The organism is Rossellomorea sp. YZS02, assembly GCF_033963925.1.
Lineage (GTDB): Bacteria > Bacillota > Bacilli > Bacillales > Bacillaceae_B > Rossellomorea.
Genome location: NZ_JAXBLY010000015.1, coordinates 59,035 through 84,313, shown reverse-complemented (window position 1 = coordinate 84,313; position 25,279 = coordinate 59,035). Strand labels below are relative to the sequence as shown.

The following is a 25,279-nucleotide window of genomic DNA, read 5'->3' as shown; positions in this document are numbered from 1 at the left end:
AAAGTCTCCTTTCCAAACAATAAGTATGTTCTAAAACCGAGGAATACTTCATTCATTTTATCGTAAGAAATCCGTTGATGCTATCTCACCAACGGATTTTTAAAGGCTATCTAAAAATTCCTTAAATAGCTGCAATTCTTTATTGGTGAATGATTTCCCACCGTAGCGAACTTTTTCATAAAGTGGTATGACCTCTGTTGGTCCTTTTATCCTCTTGAACCACTCTTGGATGGTTTCGTGGTTCTTTTTTCTATTTAAGATGCTTAAATGAGCCTCCCAGTCTTTCATCATCTGACGAATTTCGTTCAACTGCTCCTCTGTGAGGATAATGGACTGCCCCTCTACAAGTCCTGATTGATTAGGTTTAAAGGTATAGGGGGTGTTTGATGTTTCTGGAATTTCTTCTTTTTTCTTATTCTTTTTCTTTCGGCGAAGGTACCAGATGAGGCAAGCTGCCGTTAAGACCACGAAGAAACCGTATTTCTTAGCTACACCAAGAAATCCTTTACCACTGCTTCCATCTTCACCGGAAAAAGGATCCATAAACCAGGGTAAAGGCTCCTCCACAGCGACAGGCTCATCAAGGCGCTCGTCAGAAATCGTCCTGCCTTCTTTCCCTGGGTCTAGACTCATATGACTCTCTCCATCGGTGTTCTCTACGAAATAAAATCCCTTAATCTTATCAGTCGTTTCATCAAGAACTTCCATCAATGCAAGGCTCGTACCTGTACAGATCAGAATAAACAACGTGATGATTCCTGCTTTTCTCAAATGAAAACTTCCCCCTTCTGCACCACTCATTCACATTTTGATGTGCAAAAGCTCATCACGCCTCGTTGGCTCAGGCGGAGTTCCGATGATCAATCCGAGTGACTTATTGTCTTTAGCCTTGAGTGACAGTTGATAGAAGCGTTCTGTTGAAAGGAATCTCCCATTTGGGTTGATGAGAGCAAGCGTTTCGATCAACTTCCTTAGTCGGGTGCGGTCAAGATCATTCTTTAGGCGCATGATCTCATGATGTTCTGTCGTGTAATTCACCCACAGTTCAACCTTGCAGCCCTCTTTAATCAAATACAGGCAAACTGACACGGTGTATTCGATCAGTTCCTCCATATCCTTTCTGAGATGGAAGTGGCCAGCTCCGACCATATTGAGGAAAATGGAATAGACATCCCCGTGGACCTTCTGATATTTCTTTGCAAGAAGCTTGCTCTCCTTGGCGGTCGCCAGCCAGTGGATATGTCTGAAGCTCTCATTCTCATAATCTTTCGTCCCTATGATGCTCGTCTCATCAAGGAACAAGGAATAATTGGTCTGTTTATATCCCTGAAGCATGGATTTAAGCTTCATATCAGCGATCTTCCCTATACGGGGAAGGATCTTGAATGACGGGAGCCCTGTGTCCCCGTACTCCACACGATCTGTTTGCAGGGACAATGGATCTCGAAGTGCGAACTCAAGATTACTCCAAGTATGAATCCCCCTGCTTTTACCTTTCATTGTTATGGGGATCGTCATTTGTGATTTAGGCGGTAAATCCATGGTCACTGAGTAAATGCTGTTCTCACCCTCCCCGTCTATAAACACAAGTTCACGGTCACTCCAGGTCTCTATGTTCATTTTGAGGCGATACATAGGGAAGACTGAATCATTCCTTAACTCGATGTAACAGGTGATGGTTTCGTCGATGCTTGTTGCGTCATGATACTTTTTTACACTCCAAGAGATTTTTTCGTGCAGTACGTTCAAGTAACTTCTTGAGAATAAGGCGAGCGCGTAAATCAAAAAGAAAAGAAATACGAGGAAGTCATAACCAGCGAAGCTGCTGATGATGATCAGAATCCCATTCAAGACCAATACAAGCGGTGCGAAAATAAAAGGTGGCTCCTTATGAAAAGTCATGGTGTTTCGACCGGAACTGGAACAAGGTCAAGGATTTCGTGTATGATCGCTTCTTTGGAGGTCTTCACTTCACCTTCCACATTCAAGGAAATTCTGTGAGCCAATAGAGGCAGCGCCAGTTCCTTCACATCCTCCGGGGTGCTGAAATCTCTTCCATACAGGAAAGCCCTTGACTGGATCGCCCTCATATAGGCAAGGGATCCACGGGGACTCACCCCTACGTCCACATATTGATGCAGTCTCGTCTTTTGGACGATGCCCATCATATAATCCTCTATTGCTTCAGAGACCAGAACATCTTTTACACTCTGCTTTAACTGGAGAATCTCATCAATGGAGATGACACTCTCGATGATTTCAAGGGGATTGGAAGAACGGAATCTCCTTAACATCATTTTTTCTTTTTCTGGCGTAGGGTACCCCTGCCTGATGGTGAGGAGAAAGCGGTCGAGCTGCGCATCCGGTAATGGGAAGGTGCCAATGGAGTCATATGGATTTTGTGTAGCGATGACACAAAAGGGCTTGGGCAAATGATACGTCGTCCCACCAAGCGTGACATGCTTCTCTTCCATCAGTTCAAGTAGCGCGGACTGAGTCCTTGGAACCGCACGATTGATTTCATCGATGAGGAGAACATTATTGAATACAGGGCCTTTTCGAACTTTGAAGTCGCTCGTTTTCACGTCGAAGTATTCCTGTCCCACGATGTCCGACGGCAGGGTATCAGGAGTAAACTGGAGACGATTGAACGACCCGTCTATGCTTTTTGAAAAGCACTTCGCCATTGTGGTCTTCCCCGTTCCAGGGACATCTTCCAGTAATATGTGACCGTCACTCAATAGAGCAATGATCATTAACTCGATTTCTTTCTCTTTATCAATCATGACTTTGGCTATATTCTCTTTCATACTTTGTAGCATCTCGCCACCCCCATTTTACATATGTAATATTATGGTAACATATTCTGTTTCATGAGAATGTGATATTTTTGAAAATTAAGTAGATTCCACACACAAAAAAAGCCCCTTTCCCATCAAACAGGAAAAGGGCCATTGTACTCTATTATTTCATCCACTCGGTATGGAAAATGCCTTCTTTATCTACACGTTCATAGGTGTGTGCACCGAAGTAATCCCTTTGAGCCTGGATCAGGTTCGCAGGAAGCGTTTCAGTCCGGTAGCTGTCGAAATACGAAAGGGCGCTTGAGAAGCCTGGTACCGGTACGCCATTTTGAACGGCTACACTGATGACTTCACGAAGTGCGTATTGGTAACTTTCAACGATTTCTTTAAAGTAAGAATCTAGTAAAAGGTTTGTCAAATTGGATTCACGGTCATACGCTTCTTTGATCTTTTGAAGGAACTGTGCACGGATAATGCAGCCTCCGCGGAAGATCATAGCAATATCACCGTACTGAAGATCCCAATTGTACTCATCAGAAGCAGAACGCATTTGGGCAAATCCTTGAGCATACGAACAAATCTTACTCATGTAGAGGGCTTTGCGGATTGATTCTACCAATGCTTGTTTATCGCCTTCAAACGGTTTCGCGTCGGGACCTTTCAGCATTTTGCTCGCTTTCACACGCTCATCTTTAATGGCAGAGATGAAACGGGCGAAGACAGACTCCGTAATGATCGGCAACGAAACGCCAAGATCTAAAGCACTTTGGCTTGTCCATTTACCTGTCCCTTTTTGACCAGCTTTATCAAGGATGACGTCCACCATCGGCTTTCCGGTTTCTTCGTCTTTTTTCGTAAAGATATCTGCAGTGATCTCGATCAGATAGCTGTCAAGCTCTCCTTTATTCCAGTCAGCAAACACTTCATGCAGTTCGTCGGCACTTAAACCCAGGACATTCTTCATCAGGAAGTATGACTCTGCAATCAGTTGCATATCTCCGTACTCGATGCCATTGTGCACCATTTTCACATAGTGACCTGCTCCATCGGGACCGATGTACGTGGTACATGGATCTCCGTCTACCTTCGCTGCGATATCTTTCAGGATAGGAGCGACAAGATCATATGCTTCCTTCTGTCCCCCAGGCATGATGGATGGACCGGTAAGAGCACCTTCTTCCCCTCCGGATACACCTGTACCGATGAAATGAATGCCTAGTTCGCTTAATTCCTGATTACGTCGACGAGTATCTTCGAAGAACGTATTCCCTCCATCGATGAGGATGTCCCCTTTTTCAAGGAAAGGCTTTAATTGTTCGATTGTCGCATCTGTCGGATTTCCCGCTTTCACCATCAACATAATCTTACGAGGTTTTTCCAGAGAATTGACAAATTCCTCAATCGTATATGTAGGAACAACATTCTTGCCTTTCGATTCATTCATCATTTCGTCCGTTTTTTCACGGGAACGATTGTATACAGACACAGGATATCCTCTGCTTTCAATGTTCCATGCTAAATTTTTCCCCATTACGGCTAAGCCGATAACACCAATTTCCTGAGGCATAGTCAACGTCCTTTCATCTATAGAATTATGATTAAACACTTTCATTATTTCATCAAATGAATGACTAAAGTCTATTTCAATCTAACAAGAATGGTGAACACATGCAAATAATCCGTTTGAGGAGTCTGTCTTCTATAATAAGATACCCCGTCACTCCCTTAAAAAATCTTTGTTAAAGCTAGTGTCCTGTTTCGGATCAAAGGATTTCTTCTTATTCTTCCCTTTAACCCCTTGAGAGATGGAGTTTTTTCCGAACTTGTCCTGTAGCTTTGATAAGACATTGTAAAGAGGTTCCTTTTCGGCGACCTTTTTATAAGAAAACAAGTCCAGCTGCTCCGTTGCTTCACTCTTCTCCACGACATCCTGGGCAGTCACACCTAAAAGCCTAACAGGGTCTCCGTTCCAATGGTTTAAAAACAGGTCTTTCGCATGATGATAAAGGTCTTCTGTTTTATAAATCGGATTTTCCACCTTTTTGCTTCTAGTGATGGTTTTCCTGAATTTATCACGGATCATCAACTGAATAGTCGTTCCCAACACGTCTTTTTGATGAAGGCGCGAGGATACCTTCCCGCATAATTTCTCTACCACTGTCAGAAGCTCATGCTGATTTGTCGTATCCTTTGGCAGCGTTGTGGAATTTCCCACGCTCTTATAATCATAAATGGATTCTGGGTCGACATTTCTTCTGTCTATCCCGCTGGCACGTTCCTTCAGTCGTATTCCATTGATCCCAAGCAGGGATTTTAACTGGATATCATTGGCATGAGCTAGATCTCCGCACGTATGGATGCCAATTGAATTCAGCTTCTCGGCGGTCTTCTGACCGATCCCGTGCATTTCGATAACTGGAAGCGGCCAAAGTTTATCAGGGATATCACGTTTGCGTAAAACGGTGATTCCCATCGGTTTTTTCATATCTGAAGCCGTTTTAGCAAGAAATTTATTGGGGGCCACCCCTATGCTGCAAGGCAGATCCAATTGCCCTTTGATCTGAGCCTGAATGTCTGAGGCAATTTGTAGCGGGGTCCCTTTTTCAAAGGAGTCCGTGATATCGACGTACCCTTCATCGATGGAGACCGGTTCAACCAATTCAGAGTACTCTCTCAGAATATCAAATATTCCTTTGGAGGCTGCACGGTAGCGGTCGAAGTTCGGGGTCATGATAATCAGCTTCGGACACAGTTTTTTGGCTTCCCAGAGAGGCATCGTTGTTTTAACGCCAAAGCTTCTCGCTTCATAACTGCATGTCACGATGATGCCTCTCCTTTCTTCCGGGTTACCTGCTATAGCCAACGGCTTACCCCTCAAGGTCGGATCGTAAGCCATTTCTACAGATGCATAGAAACTATTCATATCAACATGAAGGATCACTCGTCCATTTTTCGGGTAGTGTGGATTCATTTCAATCGCGGCTTTCTTTGTCTAATTTTGATGCGCTTTTTGATCGTTCACATAATCCTTAATTTCTTTAATGCTTTCTAGGCTTTCTACTAAAACGTCCGCATCGATCTGGGTTATCATCTTATCTTCAAGATTAATGATACCAGAAAAATAGTTGGTCTTCGAATAGGCCAGTAACCCAACGTTAGTGATGGATTCATCAGACACTTCAAGAATTTCCTTCGCTTCCTTTACAACCAAACCGATCTGCAGCGTTTTAGTTTGAACGACTAATAGAAACATTCCTGTTTCGGTGGCCGCAGATGTGCCATAAAGGATGTTCCCTAAATCCAAAACCGGTATCATTTCTTCCCTTACCTTAATAATCCCCATGACAAACTGGGGTAAATGAGGAATGGGCCTTATTTCTTCCACCTTCTCTATCGACAGTACGTTTTCAATAGGCAGAGCATATTCTTCTTTTCCAGCATGAAATACAACTACTTTCGGCATCTTACTAACGTCCCCTCTCAAACTATAGATATGTATACTACTAATGTACCATAATTTAGAAAGGATCGGTGCTGGTTTAAAAGAAGAAAATGTCCACGAACGAAGGGGCACCCTGTTGTTCGTGGACATTTGAATGTATTATGCTTGTCAGGCCTGAAACAAGCCGCTCCGCTTTTCTTTGTCCAGCTACGCCGGCTAGGCCCTCGAGGTCATAAGCTAAATCGACCAAAAAGGCAAAGAGCGCCTTTCCGGTCGATTCATCTTATGCTTGTCGGGCCTGAACAAGCCGCCTCCGCTTTTCTTTTGTCCAGCTACGGGGCTTAGAGGCTCGAGGTCATAAGCTAAATCGACCAAAAAGGCAAAGAACGCCTTTCCGGTCGATTCATCTTATGCTTGTCGGGCCTGAACAAGCCGCCTCCGCTTTTCTTTGTCCAGCTACACCGGCTAGGCCCTCGAGGTCATAAGCTAAATCGACCAAAAAGGCAAAGAGCGCCTTTCCGGTCGATTCATCTTATGCTTGTCGGGCCTGAACAAGCCGCCTCCGCTTTTCTTTTGTCCAGCTACGGGGCTTAGAGGCTCGAGGTCATAAGTTAAACCTACCAAAAAGGCAAAGAACACCTTTCCGGTAGGTTCACCTTATGCTTGTCGCCTCTTTTCAAAGCCCCTCCGCTTTTCTATTCCCCAGCGACTTCCTGGATGATGGCTACTACCATTTCAGAAAGCTTGTTTAGTTCTTCTACAGGCATTCTTTCACTCTTGGTATGGATTTCTTCGTATCCAACCGCAAGGTTAACGGTTGGCACCCCAAATCCCGCAATGACGTTGGCGTCACTTCCGCCACCGCTTGTTAAAAGTTCGCTAGGGCGACCGATTTTCTTTGCAGCACGCTTCGCCACTTCCACTACTTCGTCACCGTCTTTGAACTTGAAGCCAGGATACATCACTTGTACTTCCACTTCGGCTTTTCCGCCCATTTCTTCGGCAACAGATGTGAAGGCTGTTTTCATTTTTTCCACTTGTGCCTCCATTTTCTCAGGGACAAGTGAACGGGCTTCTGCTAAGATATCCGCTTGCTCGCATACGATATTCGTTGCTTTTCCGCCTTCAAAACGGCCGATGTTCGCAGTCGTCTCTTCATCGATGCGGCCAAGAGGCATTTTTGAAATGGCTTTCGCTGCAATTGTGATGGCAGATACGCCTTTTTCAGGCGCAACGCCTGCATGGGCGGTTTTCCCGTAAATCGTCGCTTTTACTTTAGCCTGTGTCGGGGCAGCCACGATGATGTTTCCTACTTTCCCATCACTATCAAGGGCAAAACCATATTTCGCTTTAACCAGGGATGAATCAAGCGCTTTCGCTCCAACAAGACCAGATTCTTCCCCTACAGTGATGATGAATTGAATGTCTCCGTGGGAAATATTATTTTCCTTGAGAACACGTACTGACTCAAGCATCGTGGCAAGACCTGCTTTGTCATCGGCACCGAGTATGGTTGTTCCGTCAGAATAGATATAGCCATCTTCTTTAAGAGTAGGCTTAACCCCTTTTGCAGGAACAACAGTATCCATATGAGAGGTAAAGTAAATGGTATCGACACCTTCCTTATTCCCCTTCAACGTACAGATCAGGTTTCCGGCACCATGTCCCGTTTCCCCCATCGTGTCATCTTCGAATACTTCTACTCCAAGATCAGAGAATTTCTTAGTTAATACTTTTGCGATTTCCGCTTCTTCTTTCGTTTCGGAATCGATCTGAACCAATTCCAGGAATTCATTTAATAAACGCTCTTGATTAATCATTTAGTAGACCTCCACAAATATGTATTCACTCCTATAGTATAGCGTGAATAGTCAAGGACAACAAATGGTACCACTTACAGCGGGATATTGCCGTGCTTTTTCTTAGGCCGTTCTTCCCGCTTGTTTCTCATCATCTCAAGCCCCTGGATCAATTTGATACGGGTTTCCCGTGGGTCGATGACGTCATCGACCATTCCACGTGAGGCTGCCACATAAGGATTTGCAAATTTTTCGCGGTATTCCTCAATTTTTTGTTCACGGAGCTCTTCGGGGTTTTCACTGCCTGCGATTTCCCTGGCGAAGATGATATTCGCTGCCCCTTGAGGTCCCATGACGGCGATTTCGGCATTCGGCCATGCAAATACTAAATCGGCACCGATCGATTTACTGTTGAGTGCCACGTAAGCTCCCCCATAGGCTTTTCTTAGAATGACTGTCATCTTCGGAACCGTCGCTTCAGAATAAGCATAAAGGATTTTAGCACCGTGACGGATGATTCCTCCATGTTCCTGCTTGATACCAGGGAAGAATCCTGTCACATCCTCGAATGTGATCAACGGAATATTAAAGGAATCACAGAACCTGATGAAACGGGCCGCTTTGTCAGAAGAATCGATATCCAGCCCCCCTGCCATGAATTTCGGCTGGTTGCACACGAGGCCGACGACTTCACCTTTAATGCGTGCTAATCCAACTACGATGTTCTTCGCAAATTCTTTTTGAACCTCCATGAAGCTTCCTTCGTCGACGATTTCATTGATGACCGTTCGGACGTCGTACGGACGGATGGCATCGAATGGGATAAGATCTGTTAAGTTGGCACGGTAATCTTCTTCTTCGTTCACTTCTAAGCGAGGAGGCTTTTCTTCATTATTTTGAGGTAAATAAGTTAACAGTCTTCGAACCTCCTGTAGCACTTCTTCCTCGGTCTTTCCCCTGAAGTGGGCATTGCCGCTTATGGAGTTATGAACCTTTGCTCCACCAAGATCTTCTGAGCTGATTTTTTCACCTGTCACGGTTTCGATGACTTTAGGACCGGTGATGAACATTTGACTTGTATCATCCACCATGAAGACGAAATCAGTGATGGCAGGAGAATAGACCGCACCACCGGCACAAGGCCCCATGATGACGGATATTTGTGGAATCACCCCAGAATAGACGGCGTTCCGGTAGAAGATATGTCCATAGCCATCCAGGGAGACGACCCCTTCCTGGATCCTTGCTCCTCCTGAGTCATTCAATCCGATGAACGGAGCACCATTTTTGACAGCAAGATCCATCACATGGGAAATCTTCTTTGCGTGCATCTCTCCCAATGCCCCTCCGAACACAGTGAAATCCTGTGAGAATAAGTAAATCGGCTTACCGTTCACTTTTCCATATCCTGTCACGACCCCGTCTCCGGGACCCTGCATCCCGTCCAGTCCAAAGTCTGAGCACCTGTGTTCGATGAATGGGTTCAGTTCCACAAAGCTTCCCGGATCGACTAACAGATCAATTCGTTCCCTTGCTGTCAACTTTCCTTTCTCATGCTGTTTGTCTATTTTTTTATCGCCGCCGCCAAGCTCGACTTCTCTTCTGCGATCGTATAATTCGTTAATTTTTTCATAAATATCCATTCCTGTTACTCCCCTTTGATGTTAGTTTTATCACAGAGTTCATATAACACACCGTGTGCCGATTTCGGATGCAAAAAAGCTACGGAAGCCCCGCCCGCACCCGTCTTCGGAGTATCATTGATCATTCGTACCCCTTTGGTTTGAAGTTCCTCGATTCGTTCCTGGATCCCTTCGACCCCAAAGGCTATATGATGGATTCCTTCTCCCTTTTTTTCAATGAAAGACGCAATCGGACTTTCTTTATGTAGTGGCTCCAGTAACTCAAGCTTGAGATTCCCGCCATCCAGGAATGCTACCTTTACACCTTGATTCCCCACTTCTTCAATCTTGAGTAGTGTAAGACCTAGAGTACCTTCGTAAAATGCGAGAACATTGTCTATTGATGATACTGCTATTCCGATATGATCTACCTTTTTCATCCCTATCATCCCCCTGTTGTTTGCATGCTCCACCCTTATAGTATTCCATACATGCTGTCGGATTTCCTCCTATTTCGGCGAATAATTAAAGCGTTTTCTTTTAAACCGGTGGTTGTCTTCTATCACCATTCACGATAAAATAAAGTTGAAAATTATCTCATACATATGTGGGAGAATGGAGCGATACAATGGGTAATAAAAAAGTTCAAAAGATCGTAGTATTAGTCATGCTGTTTGCGATGATTGCATCGACGATCATGGCAGGGCTGACATTCTTATTATAGAAAATAAAAGGATCTGCTTTTCGACTAGTCGAAAAGCAGATCCTTCTTTATCTTAATGCCCCATATTCTTTTCCAAGCTGTTCAAAGCTTCTCTTTGTTTTGACGACGAGTACCCTGGTGCCAATGGGGACTTTATCGAACAGATATTCAACATTGTTATTGTGCATCCGGATGCAGCCGTTGGAAATATACTTTCCTATACTCGAGGGCTGATTCGTCCCGTGTATCCCATATATCCTACCGTCCGTCCCTTCGGCGTCAAAGCCAATCCATCTTGATCCGAGAGGGTTTCTTGGATCACCTCCGGGAATGTTCTTTTTACGATAATACGGATTTTTCGCTTTGACCGTGACATTGAATAAGCCTTCAGGAGTAAGCTCAGTGTTCTTCCCAGTAGCTACTGGGAAGGTGCCCTGGATCTCACCGTCTGATATGAATGCCAATTGGTTGTTTTCCTTGTTCACGATGACAAACGGATCACCGGGTATCGGGTTTCTCCCCAAGGGCCAGATGGGAGAAGCAAACAAAATGATGGCAAGTAGTAATCGCATCCTATCACCTTTTTCATATTTTAGGTGTAGTTTGCTTCACTTTCATGCTTTTTTATTCCTTTAAACGAGCTTTTCAGGAGGAGGTACTGCTCCATCTCCTGAACAAACTGATAAAGGGCGGCCCGTGTTTCGAACTCTTCCCTCGTTTTGGGTAATTCCATCTGCTCGAATTCGACTTTCATATCGTACAGTTTTTTCAAGTAAAAGAGAGCCGTGTTACCAGGATGAATATGATCGCTCAGTTCTTCCAGGAATTCCGCAATTCGATGTCCCTGCTCCACCGTTAACGATATGGATGTGGCAATTGGCAGGATACGCTGGAGGATTTCAAATTGCTTCTCCCTCATTTTAAAGTATAAATAGTATAAGTTCTCATCTCTTAGAAAGTGGTTTTCCACATCTTTGAAGGCAATCGTCTTCGCCTCATTAAGCAATTTCTCCGTTTCCGTGATTTCTTTACCGTCCCAATCGCTGTCATTAGTCTTTAAGTAATTGATCATTTCGCAAAAAATCTTATAGAAGTTTGCTTCGATTTTCTCCTGATAATCGATCATCTGTTTGTCAACGCTTGGCATATACAGGTTCATCAGGAGGGCAATCCCGATCCCGATCACGATGATTCCCAATTCATTTTCAAACAACCCAAGGGTGACGTGTCCCGCTGAGTAAACATGAAGGATGATGACGGAACTTGTGACAATCCCCTCTTTTATGTTCAGTTGGACCGTAATAGGAATGAACACGAGGAGCAGCAAACCGATGACCGCCGGGTGATACGCAAAGAGTTCAAAAAATCCGGCAGAAAAAACCATTGCTATGACGCAAGCCAAAAAGCGGCTCCATGAGGCGTTCACCGATTTTTTCTTCGTATTTTGAATGCACAGGATCGTCAATATCCCTGCTGAAACGAAGTTATCCAGGTGGAACCACTGGGCGATGCTGATGGCTGCCGCGGTGCCGATTCCTGTCTTAAGTGTCCGATATCCGATTCGAAACATTCATCTTTCTCCTAACTACTTCATTTTTTAGCTTCTTTAGAATACCATAAACACGTTTGAACATAAAAAGAAGGATTAACGACGGATACCGTTAATCCTTCTCGCCTACAATATTTTTTCAAGGAATTCTTTTCCCCTTTCACTTCTTGGGTTGGAGAAAAAGTCATGGGGCTCTCCTTCTTCGATGATCTTTCCATCATCCATGAACAGGATCCTGTCAGCCACTTCTCTTGCAAAACCCATTTCATGTGTGACGATGATCATCGTCATACCGGTTTCTGCAAGAGATTTCATGACATCGAGAACCTCTTTCACCATTTCAGGATCAAGGGCAGATGTCGGTTCGTCAAATAACATGACCTTTGGCTCCATGGCAAGTGCCCTGGCAATCGCAACACGCTGCTTCTGCCCACCCGATAAACGGTTCGGATATTCGTCGCTTTTTTCTTTCAAACCGACTTTTGTCAAGAGGTCCGTCCCCAGTTTAATTGCTTCTGCTTTGGTCATGCCTTTCACTTTCAATGGAGCGTAAATGACATTTTCCAAAACGGTCATATGAGGGAAGAGATGAAAATGTTGAAATACCATCCCGACGTCCTGTCTGACCTTGATAATCCTTTTTCCCTTTACGAGGGCATTTTCAAAGTAGATCGACCCTGACGTTGGTTCTTCCAGATGATTGAGGCATCTCAATAAAGTGGATTTCCCTGAACCGGAGGGACCGATCAACGCAACGACTTCCCCTTTCTCAACCGAGAAGTCAATCCCTTTTAATACTTTCAATTTCCCAAACGATTTGGTAATATTTTCTCCGTTAATCATTGCGAAGTCTCCTTTCCAGCACTTTTCCGAGTAGAGTCAGAATCATGACCAACACATAGTAGATCAGTCCAGCGAATAATAAAGGTTCAAAGAAGGAGTATAAGTCACTTCCCACCATATAAGAACGTCTCATCACATCTGCTGCACCGATGACGGTGACAATGGCGGATTCTTTGGTAAGAGTGATGAATTCGTTCATCAACGCAGGCAGGATATTCTTTATCGCCTGCGGCAAGATCACATCTTTCATCATCAAACGATAAGGGACTCCCAGAGCCATCGCAGCTTCCTTTTGCCCTTTATCCACTGCATTGATCCCGGCTCGTATGATTTCTGAAATATAGGCAGCCGAATTCAGTGAAAACGCCAGGATTGCAGCTGAGTATGGTTCAATTTGTGTCCCGAACAGCTGGGGCGAACCATAAAAAATGATCATCAGCTGAAGAACGAGAGGTGTCCCCCTGAAGATGGACGTATAAAGGTCGGCAAGCAGTGTTAAGGGCTTGATTGAACTTATTTTGCATAGGGCAAGAAGGATACCGAACGTAAACCCAAGTACCCCTGATAACGCGACAATCTTAAGCGTGACCTTCAATCCTTCCAGAATAAAAGGAATGGAAGGAATCAATTGTTCAAAATCTAGCGGCATGAAAATCTCCTCCAAATATGTGTTGTGCTTTTAATAAGGAAGGGCTAACCGGATTAGAGGTTAGCCCTAAATCAATCTACTGTTCTCCGTTAAACCATTTTTCAGCCAATTTATCCAATTCTCCCTCGTCTTTAAGCTTCTTCAATGCATCATTGAATTCACTTGTAAGCTCGCTGTCCTTTGGAAGTGCAACAGCCGAACCGGCCTCTTCTTCACTAACATTCATTGTATTTCCTTGAAGCTCATCGTTCTTGTCCAGATAGCCATTTGCTACCGTATTTTCAATGATGATCGCATCAAATCGTCCGTTTTGCAGATCCTGGATCAATTCGGGAATGCGGTCACGTGTATCGACTTTCAACTTGATCTTTTTAGAAAGCTCCTCTGCAGCATCCTGTTGGATGGAGCCAAGCTGAACGCCAACTGTTTTGCCCTCAAGATCTTTTTCACTTTGTATTCCGCTATTTTTGGTGGAGATGATCATATCCTTCGCCGTATAGTAAACGTCACTGAAGTCAACGTTCTTTTGTCGTTCGGGCGTTGGAGTCATGGCAGAGAGCACGAAATCCACTTGGCCTGTTTTCAAGGCTGAAATTAATCCGCTGAATTCCATATCCTTGATTTCAATTTCATAACCCATTTCATCTGCGAGCATATTGGCTAGATCAATATCGTATCCGATGATTTTATCGCTATTGGCGGTATCTACGTATTCAAACGGTTTATAGTCAGCCGACGTCCCCATGATCAGTTTATCCGATTCACCTGATGCAGCCTTCTCTCCCTCTGAACCGCATGCTGCTAGAGTAGTAGATAGAATTAAAAATGATACTAGAAATAATAGCTTTTTCATTGTGATTCCCCCTTGGATGTTTTGTATAAATATAATAAATAATGTATATTAATTACTATATTCGTATTGTATCAGAGATTAATTTTTATGCAATAGTATTTATAATCATAAATAAATGTTTATATTTTCTGAAAATTAAAGATGATACTACCAACATTTTACATAGTAGATGAATTCTAAAGGGATGGATAATATTCAAATTCTATGCATTATCGGGAGAATTGAGTGTGGGGGAAGATTTTTGTAGATTTAGTTGACGTTTCACCCTTCATTGAGAGAAAAAGTGTATGGATTGGATAAGGGAGAGGCACTTATAATGGACATGTTGTTGAGGATACACCTATCTGGAATCTCAAGTGGCCAGATCCTGCTTTCATATACCTTCAGATATTGGTTTTTGATGGGAATTGCGTCATTTTAGGGGGGAATTCCGTCAGTTTTAAATTTATTGCGTCATTTTCATAAAGAATTGCGTTTTTCAGTAAAAAAAGGAAATCGTATTCAATCCCCTTTCCCAAAATAAAAAACCCGTCAAGCTTCTCACATTACCTGCGAGAAACCTGACGGGCTTTTTCAACTTCCTTATACTTCTTCACAATACTGATCGAAATAGGATTGAAGTTTATTCACAACGGACATTGGATCATGCCCTTCAATCTCGTGTCTTTCGACCATCGTTAACAGCTTTCCGTCTTTAAGCAGGGCGAAAGACGGTGAGGAAGGCGGGTAACCTGTAAAGTAACTGCGTGCTTTCGCAGTCGCTTCTTTATCCTGACCTGCAAAAACCGTTACCAATTGATCCGGTCTCTTATCAAAGTGAATGGAATGGGCAGCTGCCGGACGGGCGATTCCACCTGCACAACCACAAACGGAGTTGATCATCACGAGGGTTGTACCTTCCTTTGAAAATGCTTGATCCACGTCTTCTTCTGTTGTCAGTTGCGTATATCCTGCCGTTTCGATTTCCTGACGGGCCTGACGGACTACGTCGTTCATTAATAAATTGAAATCTATATCCATGCTAAACTCTCCTTTTATCACTATCTTAATCATCATTCCACTAAAAACGAAGGGATTTGATTTACCCTTATCATAACAATTTCAAACCATATCTTTCAATTAAAATTAACTATTCATATGGATTATGCCAGCTTTGTATTGTTTCAACAACACTTCCACGGCTTGTGAAGTTGTGTAATCCCCCGTTTTCACCCGTTCTTCCATGTCGGGGAGTGAGGACTTGATGCTTTTTTGAAAGAAGAAGTCTGACAGAATTCTTTCTTTCAGCATGGTATGGAACCATTCCTGTCTTTGACCAAGCCTTCTTTCTTCGAACACACCCTGTTCTTTTGTCTGCTCTTCAAATTGACGGATGACTTCCCAAAGCTCGATCAATCCTTCATTTTTCAACGCTGAACAAGTATAGGCCTTTGAACTCCAACCTCTTGTTGCAGGAATGAGGAAGTGAAGGATCTGATTGAGTTCCCTCTTCGTTTTTTCGGCGAGAGGTTTATTTTCCCCGTCGGCTTTATTAACTAGCAGCGCGTCAGCAAGCTCCATGATTCCTTTTTTCATTCCTTGAAGCTCATCACCGGCACCGGTAATGACAAGTAATAAGAAGAAATCCACCATTTGCCTTACCATCACTTCACTTTGCCCGACTCCCACGGTTTCAATAATGATAAAATCGTATCCTGCAGCTTCACATAAGAGGAGGGTTTCATTGGTCTTGCGATGAACCCCCCCTAAGGTACCTGCAGTAGGGGATGGCCTGACAAAGGCACGGGGGTTCTTCGAGAGCTGCTCCATTCTGGTTTTATCCCCCAATATGCTTCCACCGGAAATGGAGGAGCTTGGGTCGATGGCAAGGACGGCGACACGTAACCCTTCGTTACATAACATCTCCCCGAATTGTTCGATGAATGTACTTTTCCCTGCTCCCGGGACACCTGTTATGCCGATCCGAAAACTTTTACCCGTATGAGGTAGTAACTCCTGCAAAAGTTCCTGTCCCACTGCATAATGCTCTTCCGCATTGCTCTCGATCAACGTGATGGCCTTCGCTAAATGGCTCCTGTCCCCATTCAGGATTCCGGTTTTCAATTCTGTTACTGAAACGGGATCCTTCTTCCTTTTCACAAACCGCTTCTTTCGACCAGACTGATGCTCTGTCATTATTCAGCCACTTCCTCATATCCGAGCACTTCATAAATTTCTTTGATCACCTTCTGTGCAGCGACCGGAATGATCGTGCCAGGACCGAAGACGGCAGATGCCCCATTGCTTAAAAGGAAGTCATAGTCCTTTGCCGGGATCACGCCACCGATGACGACAAGGATATCTTCCCTGCCGAGTTTCTTCAGTTCCGCTACTAATTGAGGAAGAAGTGTTTTATGACCGGCAGCCAACGAGCTTACACCTATGACATGCACATCGTTTTCAACCGCCTGCAGAGCTGTTTCTTCAGGGGTCTGGAACAATGGTCCGATATCCACATCGAATCCAAGGTCGGCAAATGCCGTGCTGATGACTTTCGCCCCCCTGTCATGACCATCCTGTCCCATCTTGGCGATAAGGATTCGGGGTCTTCTTCCTTCGTTGTCCAGAAATTCTTCCGTCATCTCTTTCACGATGTTGATTTCCTGTTCATTCGAGAAATTCGAGCTGTACACCCCGCTAATGCTCCGGATCGTTGCTTTATGTCTTCCTGATACTTTTTCGATTGCATCAGAGATTTCTCCTAATGTAGCTCTTGCCCTTGCAGCTTCAACGGCTTTTTCGAGAAGATTTCCTTCTCCTGTCTCTGCGGCATGAGACAATGCTTCAAGAGTTTCAATGACTTTCTCTTCATTTCGCTCATCTTTCAGCTTTTGAATCCGGTCAACCTGCTTTTGCCTAACAACCGTATTATCGATGTCAAGCGTTTCAATCGGATCTTCCTTCTCAAGGCGATATTTATTCACCCCGATGATGGACTCATCCCCTGAATCGATCATCGCTTGTCTTCTTGCAGCCGCTTCTTCAATTCGCATCTTCGGTAATCCGGTCTCGATGGCCTTCGTCATGCCGCCAAGCTCTTCGATTTCTTCAATATGCTCCCACGCTTTTTCCATCAGCTGATGAGTCAGGGTCTCTACATAATGTGAACCTGCCCATGGATCGATCACTTTCGTAATACCGGTCTCTTCTTGAAGAAACAGCTGTGTATTACGGGCGATTCTTGCCGAAAAATCCGTCGGCAGGGCAATCGCTTCGTCGAGTGCATTGGTGTGAAGGGATTGCGTATGACCCATGGCTGCTGCATGTGCCTCAAGTAATGTACGAACGACGTTATTATAAGGATCCTGCTCCGTTAAACTCCACCCGGATGTTTGGGAGTGGGTCCTTAGCGCCATCGATTTAGGATTCTGAGGATTGAATGTCTTCATCATCTTTGCCCAAATTCTCCGTGCCGCCCTCATTTTGGCCACTTCCATGAAATAGTTCATGCCGATTGCCCAGAAAAATGAGAGTCTTGGAGCGAAGGAATCGATATCAATTCCCGCTTTCAAGCCGGTCCGGACGTATTCAAGTCCATCCGCCAGAGTATATGCAAGCTCAATATCGGCAGGTGCACCCGCCTCCTGCATGTGATACCCTGAAATACTGATGCTATTGAACTTTGGCATATGTTTCGATGTGTATTCAAAAATATCAGCAATGATTTTCATGGACGTTTCAGGTGGATAAATGTATGTGTTCCTTACCATGTATTCTTTCAATATATCATTTTGAATAGTACCGGACAGTTTATCCTGTGAAACTCCCTGTTCTTCCGCCGTTACGATATAAAACGCAAGGATCGGAAGCACCGCACCGTTCATCGTCATGGACACAGACATTTGATCAAGGGGGATGCCGTCAAACAGAATCTTCATATCTAATATCGAATCAATGGCTACCCCCGCTTTCCCTACATCTCCTACAACCCTTGGATGATCAGAATCATAGCCGCGATGAGTGGCCAGGTCGAACGCCACAGACAAACCTTTTTGCCCCATGCTTAAATTTCTACGATAAAAAGCATTGCTCTCTTCTGCCGTAGAAAACCCTGCATACTGCCTGACCGTCCAAGGACGGTTCACATACATCGTCGGGTACGGCCCCCTAGTGTATGGAGCAAGACCAGGAAGATCCCCTCCATGAGTAATATTTTTTGTGTCTTCCCTTGAATAAAGTGGTTTAATTGAGATTTTTTCATTCGTCTCATACGATTTGTCCGAAGGGGAAACCTTACTCGTCGCTCCTTCATTTGCATATGGGTTGATTTGTTGCCAATCAGGCTTCCTCACTGTCATTTCCCTCCTCCCAGATGGTTAAAAGCTCATCCACTTTTTTAAGTATGTTCTGTTTATTATAGATGGACCCGTTCAATCCCATACGTTCCCACTTATTTCTCTTTTCATCAGGTATTTTTCCTGCTATGTCTATCACAATGTCTGCATCTATTACATGGATCGATTCAACGATCATTGGTAATTGATCATGATATGCTTCATCTTTCCCACATACTACATAGTACGGATACCGGGTTTCTTCTACAAAATGAAGGATATCTTCCTTTGACATGCACTCTTTACTCTGATGTGCATGAATGCCTCCCGTGGCTAAAAACCCTTTCACAAAGTCTGCACGGGACTTATGGGTCTTCAACTCTCCCAATCCAATCAGACCAGCCACCGGTTTCCTTGGGGACTTCTGTGCCCGACTCCTCAATCCTTCAAAAGGAAGGGACAGTCGTTCTCCCGAAGTGGACGGTGGATCCGTCATGGCCTCTTCCAGGTTGGCATAGATATTCGTCCCGATCATTGAATTCTTTCGGGTGGCTAAATCATGAATCCGGGCGTCTCTCACTCTATTCATTTGATTTTCAATAGAACCATCTTTCAGGGAGACAAGCATTCCCCCTTTTGCATCAATTTGTTGAAATTCCTTCCACGCTAGCTTGCCGACCTCTTCTGATAGCCATTCCACATAGTAAGAGCCGCCTCCTGGATCGATGACTTTATCCAGGTGCGCTTCTTCTCCGAGGATGAGTTGAGTATTTCTTGCGATTCTTTCAGAGAATGAATTTACATTCCCACTCACTTCATTGAATGGAGCAACAACCAAATAATCAACCCCTGCGAGAATGGCAGAAAAAGCTTCTCCGCCACTGCGAAGCATATTCACATATGGATCTAAAGTAGATTTATTAAATCGGGACGTTTCTGCACTGATGGTGATAGCACGGGATGTCAGGTCCCGAGCTATCCCATAAGAAGACAAGACCTCTTGCCACAATTTCTTAAATGCCCTGATTTTCGCAATTTCCATAAAGAAATGACTGCCTATTGAAAAGTGGAAATGCATTTTTTCAGTTGCTTTCTCAAGAGTCCAGCCTTTTTCTAGAAGTGTCTCAATATAAGTGACACCCTCACTCAGTGCAAAGGCCAACTCCTGGGTGGCACTTGCGCCTTTGTTATGAAATGGTGCAGAATTGACGATTATGGTCTTCACTTCAGGAAGGCACTTATCAGCTTCTTCCACAACCTTCATCCATTCTTCTAATCTACCTTCATCTAACCATTCTCCCTCTGAAAGGGGATCGTACCCAACGATTCCATGCATCCCCTTTAGTTCATGTGCCTCTCCCATTCCAACGATGGCTAAAGATGTCTTTTGATCCAGTATAAAGACCGGAGTATCGGAACCTATCATTTCTTTCAAGAATGGATAGAAATGCTCTTCATGTTTTAGATTCCCAATGGAAAATGAAAGACAGTTCTGTCCCCGTGATAATGCATCCTTCACAGCTATTGTCAGTTCTTCCCATGAATCTCTTTTTATTGACTGAGCGATAAACCACTTAGAAGCGCGTTCCAACTTAACTTCAACATTTGGAATATAATCCTTCACTCTATCCCGATTGGGGACATCCTCTTCTGTATATAACGGCTTAAGATCAATATTTTCATAAGTGTTCGTATGTAAAGAATGTACACCTTTTCCCTTTAACGCCTTTTCAGCAGCTTCCTGCCACTCTGTAAGTGTGCGACGACTGAATGATTGACCTTTCATATCACTAAGCTTCATAATACCCCTCTTTCACACTGCATTTTTGAAATCGTTTACATTAAACCTGAAAAAAATCCCCTAAATTTTCTAAATGTTTATACTAATACTATTTTAGTATATAAAAAAAATCAGCATTCTTCAATCTCTCTGGAGAATGCGCTCAAAAAAGAAGAAGAGCTGGCGATACCAACTCTTCTTCCATCATGCTTATTTCTTTGTATTGATATACAATTTACCTTCTGCACGCTCCGTCGTGACATTTCCAAAATCATCGGAGATCTTCACTTCAATCACAGCTCCCGGGGCCTTCACATTTGAAGTGGCCGTATAGTAACCTTCGTAGTGCCCTTCTGATGTTTCCATCATCGGAAGTTCAGTTGCATTCGTTACTTGACCTGCATTTGTTAGAGGCATGTGAATGACAAATGTCGCATCCAGCCCAGGTTCACTGTCAAATTCGATCTTGACGGATTCACCCTTCTTCAGTTCCTTATCTTCTGCAGGAAGAAGATTTTCAATCTCAATGTCCCCAAATTTCGCGAAAACCGTTACCACTTGTTTCTTTTTGTTTCCTGCTTTATCTTTCGCTACTACCTGGATCACATTTTCTCCTTCATTCAGGAGAATTCGATGACTGAACTTGCCGTCATTGACAGATGCTTTCTCTCCATTCACTTTCACCCAAGCAAGATTTTCTTCTGCAATCGTCCCTTCCACTGTTAGGGCTTCACGATTTGTTTTCATGCCATCTTCCGGTGAAGTGATGGCGAGTTCAGGTTTAACCTGATCAAGTATGACGGTCACTGAATCCGATGGACCCGTCATTCCCTGTTCCGTCGCTGCCTTGGCGGTTAACACATTCTCACCTTCGTGCAGAGAGACGTCGGCAGAGAATGTTCCATCCTCACCTGTGTCGGCTGTCGCTACCTCTTCCTCTCCATTAAAGAGATGAACGGTCGTCGTCGGGGCAGAAGTCCCTTCAACCGTAACGGAATCTTTATTCGTAAATGAACCATCTTTCGGGGATGTGATGATCGGTGCAGTCACTTCATAATTCACGGTTGCGCGAATCATGTAATTCCCCTCGTCTTCCGGTGCTTGCGACCAGGCGCCACCGACGAACTGCCAGCTTCTCGCTGCATACTCACCATCTTCATCTGTTCCAAGACCAGGTGCATTCGGATTTGGAGCAGATTGGATGTACACCATATAGAAATCTCCTTCGACCATGATACCATGCTGACTAAGATCTACATGCGTCCATTCTCCGTTACGCAACGCGGTTCCATCGAACGGACCAGCGATTTTCTTCCCTGGTGCCCCGTCCGGTCCAGTTGCATCATATACGGCGACCTGGAATTCAGTTCCTCCCGGTACCGGCCATTCAGTATCCCAGAAACGGAATAGTCCACCCGTTACGAGTGCGGTGTCATTTCCTTCTTCAAGAGACATTTTTACGGCCCAGCCGTTGCCCGCATCATAGAATGCACGTGCATTTTCTGCAGTACCATCATCGTAACCAATTTCACCAGGATAACCGATGAATGGTTCTAAGCTTACATCAGCTGTTGTAGCTTCCCCACCTTCAACTGTGACGCTCATTTCCTTACTGTAATAGTAAGGGGCTACTACTTTAAGGGTGTAATCCCCTTCGTAAGCTTCTAGTTCATATTCTCCATCTTCACTTGTAACAACGGGCTCTACAACAGCATCTTCCAGTAAGAAGACCGTCGCTCCCTCAACCGGCTCTCCTGACATTTCGTTTGTCACTGTTCCGGTGATATTCCCTTGAGGGATTTCTTCAAGGGTGAAGTTGGCTGTAGATGTTTGATCGGCTTCAATCGTAACATTCTGCGTTTCCGACCTGTAACCGTATGTGGATGCCTGCAGTGTGAATTCACCTGCTGCATGAGTCATCTCGTATGATCCATTGGCTGGATTCGTATAAACCGAACGGCCTGTTTCCAGTACGCTTACTTCCGCTTGTAACGGAAGTAGTACAGGGGCTGGACCAGATCCATCCATCTGTTCATCTTTCTTCACTTCATTTTTCACTGTGATTTCATTAGGATTTACACTTGGCTTTTTCGAAACAGAAGATGATTTCTCATCCTTCGATTTCAATCCAAGATTCATTTTCTTGGCAGGAAGATTGGATTCTGTACTCAATTTCACATCATCCAGGTACCAGCCTTGCTTCACAACACTTCCGTCCGTTGTAACATTGAACGCAACGTAAACGCGCTGACCTGCATATTCACTCAGATCTACCTCTCCGTCAATCCATCCTCCAGTATCACCATTGACCCTTAGTGCCTGTGTCCACTCTTCTCCATCGATGGATACGAATACGTGACCATAATCATAGTTCCGTTCAAGCTCATGCCACTGTTTGAATTGTAAGAAGCTCTCTCCTTCAGGTAAATCGATCGGAGGCATTTGAAGTGACATGTTCGCACTGTTGTCATACGTACCGCCAAGATTTGTGGCATAAACATTTTCCCCTGAAGTAGCCACTCCCGGACCACTCTCCGGAACTCCACGCTCCCAGCTGTTTCCTGGACCATAGGAAGTCCACCCGGTTGCAGAGGATTCAAAGTCCTGCTCATACCCCACTGTGATTCCCGGCAGAAGATTAACCGTATACGTGTCAGACTCGACTTCGTTTCCACCGAAATCCAAAGCCGACCATTTATACGTGACTCCATCTCCTGTGAGGACCTCCCCAGGTATAACTGCTTCATACGTTCCTGATGTGTAGTTTCCTGACGTTCTTGCTGCATCAACCTGCACCCAGGCACCATCTTGATTCTGATAATGCAGGGCTACACTCGTCACACTTACATTATCACTTGCTTCTGCCTCTAACGGCAGATTCATTTCTTTAAATGCTTCTTGTGGTGCATTATGAGAGATGACAGGAGCTTCCGTATCATCTCCTTCTTTTGAAACCTGCCCTTTCACTTTTCCAATCCCACTCATCACGGATGAAACGGCATCAAACGCATTGACCAGGCCGTGTCCGTACCCGTTATTCGGTGACTCAGGAAATGTACCGTCAGTTAACGGGACAGCGGTCGACATAAGGATTTCTTCAATTTCTTCGACCGTCAGGCTAGCATCCACTTGACGCAATAGGGCAGCTACAGCGGAAACATGTGGCCCGGCCATCGATGTTCCGTTCCATCCGCCTTCATAATTGCCTCCTGGAACGGAAGAACGAATATTTACACCCGGTGCTGCAATTTCAGGCTTAATTTCATCATAAGGTGAAGGTCCCTGTAAGGAGAAGCTTCCCAATTGATCATTGATATCCGTTGCACCTGTAGCGAATGACTCAGGGTAGTTGGCCGGATTCGCGATCGATCCAGGTCCTCCCGGATTAAATAACGTGGTATTTCCTGCAGAGAATTCAGGGAAGATTTCAGCTGCTCTCCACGCACTCACCATATCCCTGTACCATTCATCAAGTCCTGCTCCACCGCCCCAAGAGTTGTTGACGACATCCGGAGCCATTTCAGGATGTGGATTTCCTTCAGCATCTTTCGGTGCCAGAATCCATTCACCTGCTTCCAGTAAATCTACGTCTGTTCCACCATCTGCCGTGAACGCTTTGACTGCGATCCACTTGGCACCCGGTGCCACACCGATTTGATTGCTGCCATCAGGCTCAGAGCCGACCATTGTACCGACAGTGTGCGTTCCATGTCCTTGATCATCATAAGGTGCACCCTGTCCTGCTGTTGCATCAAACCAGTTGAATTCATGGTCTGGAGATTCAGGATTTTGAGGATCATATCCTCTATATTTTTCTTTTAATGCCGGGTGATCCCATTGTACTCCAGTGTCAATGGAAGCAATGACCGTTCCCGCTCCATTGATTCCCATTTCCCATACCGCAGGTGCACCGACCCGGTCAATATTCCACTCAATCGATGCAGGGGTATTTGGAGCTTCTTTATCCAATACTGCTGAAGAAGAAGCCTTTGCCTTCGCAGGTTGGATAATTTGTCTCGTTTCATTCGGGAGAATTTTCTCTACTTCAGCAAAGGTTGAGATTTTTTCCATGACTTTCTTTGTACTAGTGACGGCCATCCCGTTCACAACGTAAAAGTCTTTGATTTCCTTCACTGCACCTGACTTCTTCTCTTTCTGTAAGTATTCTTTCACTTGTGCTTGAGATTCAAGGGCGGTTGCCCGAAGCTCGGAGACGACCATATTTCGTTTTAATAGTTTTTTACTATTAGCAGATAGTTTCTGCTTTTTCGCTTTTTCAGTCGCCTTCTTCGCTACTGACTCAGTATCCACCTGATCCTTGAATTTCACTAAGTATGTGACATGCTTCTCTTTCTTGAACTGTTCCTGTAGTTGAGACGTGATCTTTGATTGTGGGTTTACTTTTGCTGATTCTTTCACTGAAGTGGATGGTCTTTCTTTCGCTAAAGATGCTTGTGAGGTATTCGCCGCCCCTGCATTAAATGGAAACATCAAGGGGACAAACATGACTAAGGTGAGTACAATGGATAACCATCTTGCCTTACGTTTTCTTCCTGACATCAAATTCCCTCCCAATCATTTTTGGCTCCTTCTGTAAACCCAGCACCTCCCTTGAACACCTTTTATGGAAAATTGTAGGTGTAGAACCAAAGATAACCAATCGCGGATGAGGAATGTTGTAAATTGATGTCGAAATAAATCTGAATATTCAGTATTTAATAGAAAAGTCACGAACCTTTTTATTTTCAATGAGCATTTAGTCACCCCTGAATTATAACCACAGGAATATTTTCGGTTTTACTGAGTTTGTAACAGGGTATTAGGTGCCGGTATTCCACTTTTCTTATTTGAACGAAGTTAGAAATGATCGGGAAGTTGCAGAGGGTATTTTCATGGGATTAGGAAGCAGTAAATCGAACTAC

20 protein-coding genes are annotated in these 25,279 nt (G+C 44.4%); 1 reads left to right on the top strand and 19 read right to left on the bottom strand.

What is annotated here, in order from left to right; all coding sequences use genetic code 11:
- Window positions 1-99 precede the first annotated feature (99 nt).
- From SLH55_RS15400 to mce, 9 genes are all read right to left on the bottom strand, one after another.
- Window positions 100-771 carry a hypothetical protein gene (locus SLH55_RS15400; protein ID WP_219168444.1) on the bottom strand — a complete coding sequence of 224 codons (672 nt, stop codon included), beginning with the start codon at window positions 769-771 and terminating at the stop codon, window positions 100-102.
- A gap of 30 nt (window positions 772-801) precedes the next feature.
- A complete protein-coding gene (locus tag SLH55_RS15395; RefSeq protein WP_320323892.1) occupies window positions 802-1,902 on the bottom strand; it encodes a DUF58 domain-containing protein in 1,101 nt (366 codons plus the stop codon).
- Window positions 1,899-2,822 carry an AAA family ATPase gene (locus tag SLH55_RS15390; protein WP_219168446.1) on the bottom strand — a complete coding sequence of 308 codons (924 nt, stop codon included), beginning with the start codon at window positions 2,820-2,822 and terminating at the stop codon, window positions 1,899-1,901. The genes SLH55_RS15395 and SLH55_RS15390 overlap by 4 nt, the downstream gene beginning before the upstream one ends.
- Before the next feature lie 142 nt (window positions 2,823-2,964).
- Window positions 2,965-4,371 carry an NADP-dependent phosphogluconate dehydrogenase gene (gndA, locus tag SLH55_RS15385; RefSeq protein WP_219168447.1) on the bottom strand — a complete coding sequence of 469 codons (1,407 nt, stop codon included), beginning with the start codon at window positions 4,369-4,371 and terminating at the stop codon, window positions 2,965-2,967.
- A 150-nt stretch (window positions 4,372-4,521) separates the two neighbouring features.
- The gene (locus tag SLH55_RS15380) at window positions 4,522-5,775 is read right to left on the bottom strand and encodes a DNA polymerase IV (RefSeq protein WP_320323891.1); all 1,254 of its coding nucleotides are present in this window, start codon (window positions 5,773-5,775) and stop codon (window positions 4,522-4,524) included.
- 21 nt (window positions 5,776-5,796) lie between these two features.
- Window positions 5,797-6,267, bottom strand: coding sequence for a chemotaxis protein CheW (locus SLH55_RS15375; RefSeq protein ID WP_320323890.1), 471 nt, complete (start codon window positions 6,265-6,267; stop codon window positions 5,797-5,799).
- Window positions 6,268-6,941: 674 nt separating this feature from the next.
- Window positions 6,942-8,066 carry a tripeptidase T gene (locus tag SLH55_RS15370; RefSeq protein ID WP_219168450.1) on the bottom strand — a complete coding sequence of 375 codons (1,125 nt, stop codon included), beginning with the start codon at window positions 8,064-8,066 and terminating at the stop codon, window positions 6,942-6,944.
- Window positions 8,067-8,140: 74 nt separating this feature from the next.
- Window positions 8,141-9,688 (bottom strand): acyl-CoA carboxylase subunit beta, encoded by a 1,548-nt coding sequence (locus tag SLH55_RS15365; protein WP_219168451.1) that lies wholly within the window; start codon window positions 9,686-9,688, stop codon window positions 8,141-8,143.
- A 5-nt stretch (window positions 9,689-9,693) separates the two neighbouring features.
- Window positions 9,694-10,107, bottom strand: a complete 414-nt coding sequence (gene mce, locus SLH55_RS15360) for a methylmalonyl-CoA epimerase (RefSeq protein WP_320323889.1) — start codon at window positions 10,105-10,107, stop codon at window positions 9,694-9,696.
- A gap of 188 nt (window positions 10,108-10,295) precedes the next feature.
- On the opposite strand from mce, the gene prli42 reads away from it, so the two are divergent.
- Window positions 10,296-10,391, top strand: coding sequence for a stressosome-associated protein Prli42 (gene prli42 / locus SLH55_RS15355; RefSeq protein WP_171050731.1), 96 nt, complete (start codon window positions 10,296-10,298; stop codon window positions 10,389-10,391).
- A gap of 47 nt (window positions 10,392-10,438) precedes the next feature.
- Here prli42 and SLH55_RS15350 read toward each other — a convergent pair whose 3' ends face one another.
- From SLH55_RS15350 to SLH55_RS15305, 10 genes are all read right to left on the bottom strand, one after another.
- Window positions 10,439-10,942, bottom strand: a complete 504-nt coding sequence (locus SLH55_RS15350; RefSeq protein WP_219168453.1) for a L,D-transpeptidase — start codon at window positions 10,940-10,942, stop codon at window positions 10,439-10,441.
- A gap of 20 nt (window positions 10,943-10,962) precedes the next feature.
- On the bottom strand, window positions 10,963-11,940 hold the full coding sequence (locus SLH55_RS15345; RefSeq protein ID WP_219168454.1) for an aromatic acid exporter family protein: 978 nt from the start codon (window positions 11,938-11,940) through the stop codon (window positions 10,963-10,965).
- A 105-nt stretch (window positions 11,941-12,045) separates the two neighbouring features.
- Entirely contained in the window at window positions 12,046-12,762 is a 717-nt protein-coding gene (locus tag SLH55_RS15340; protein WP_320323888.1) for an amino acid ABC transporter ATP-binding protein, read from the bottom strand.
- Window positions 12,755-13,411 carry an amino acid ABC transporter permease gene (locus SLH55_RS15335; RefSeq protein ID WP_320323887.1) on the bottom strand — a complete coding sequence of 219 codons (657 nt, stop codon included), beginning with the start codon at window positions 13,409-13,411 and terminating at the stop codon, window positions 12,755-12,757. The genes SLH55_RS15340 and SLH55_RS15335 overlap by 8 nt, the downstream gene beginning before the upstream one ends.
- A gap of 76 nt (window positions 13,412-13,487) precedes the next feature.
- Entirely contained in the window at window positions 13,488-14,264 is a 777-nt protein-coding gene (locus tag SLH55_RS15330) for a transporter substrate-binding domain-containing protein (RefSeq protein ID WP_320323886.1), read from the bottom strand.
- 582 nt (window positions 14,265-14,846) lie between these two features.
- A complete protein-coding gene (locus SLH55_RS15325) occupies window positions 14,847-15,284 on the bottom strand; it encodes a BrxA/BrxB family bacilliredoxin (protein WP_219168458.1) in 438 nt (145 codons plus the stop codon).
- Between the two features lie 105 nt (window positions 15,285-15,389).
- On the bottom strand, window positions 15,390-16,439 hold the full coding sequence (gene meaB / locus SLH55_RS15320) for a methylmalonyl Co-A mutase-associated GTPase MeaB (RefSeq protein ID WP_219168459.1): 1,050 nt from the start codon (window positions 16,437-16,439) through the stop codon (window positions 15,390-15,392).
- Window positions 16,439-18,601, bottom strand: coding sequence for a methylmalonyl-CoA mutase (gene scpA / locus SLH55_RS15315; RefSeq protein ID WP_219168460.1), 2,163 nt, complete (start codon window positions 18,599-18,601; stop codon window positions 16,439-16,441). Before scpA ends, meaB begins: the two co-directional genes overlap by 1 nt.
- The gene (locus SLH55_RS15310) at window positions 18,582-20,378 is read right to left on the bottom strand and encodes a methylmalonyl-CoA mutase family protein (protein WP_320323885.1); all 1,797 of its coding nucleotides are present in this window, start codon (window positions 20,376-20,378) and stop codon (window positions 18,582-18,584) included. Before SLH55_RS15310 ends, scpA begins: the two co-directional genes overlap by 20 nt.
- Before the next feature lie 189 nt (window positions 20,379-20,567).
- On the bottom strand, window positions 20,568-24,917 hold the full coding sequence (locus tag SLH55_RS15305; protein WP_320323884.1) for a S8 family serine peptidase: 4,350 nt from the start codon (window positions 24,915-24,917) through the stop codon (window positions 20,568-20,570).
- Window positions 24,918-25,279 lie beyond the last annotated feature (362 nt).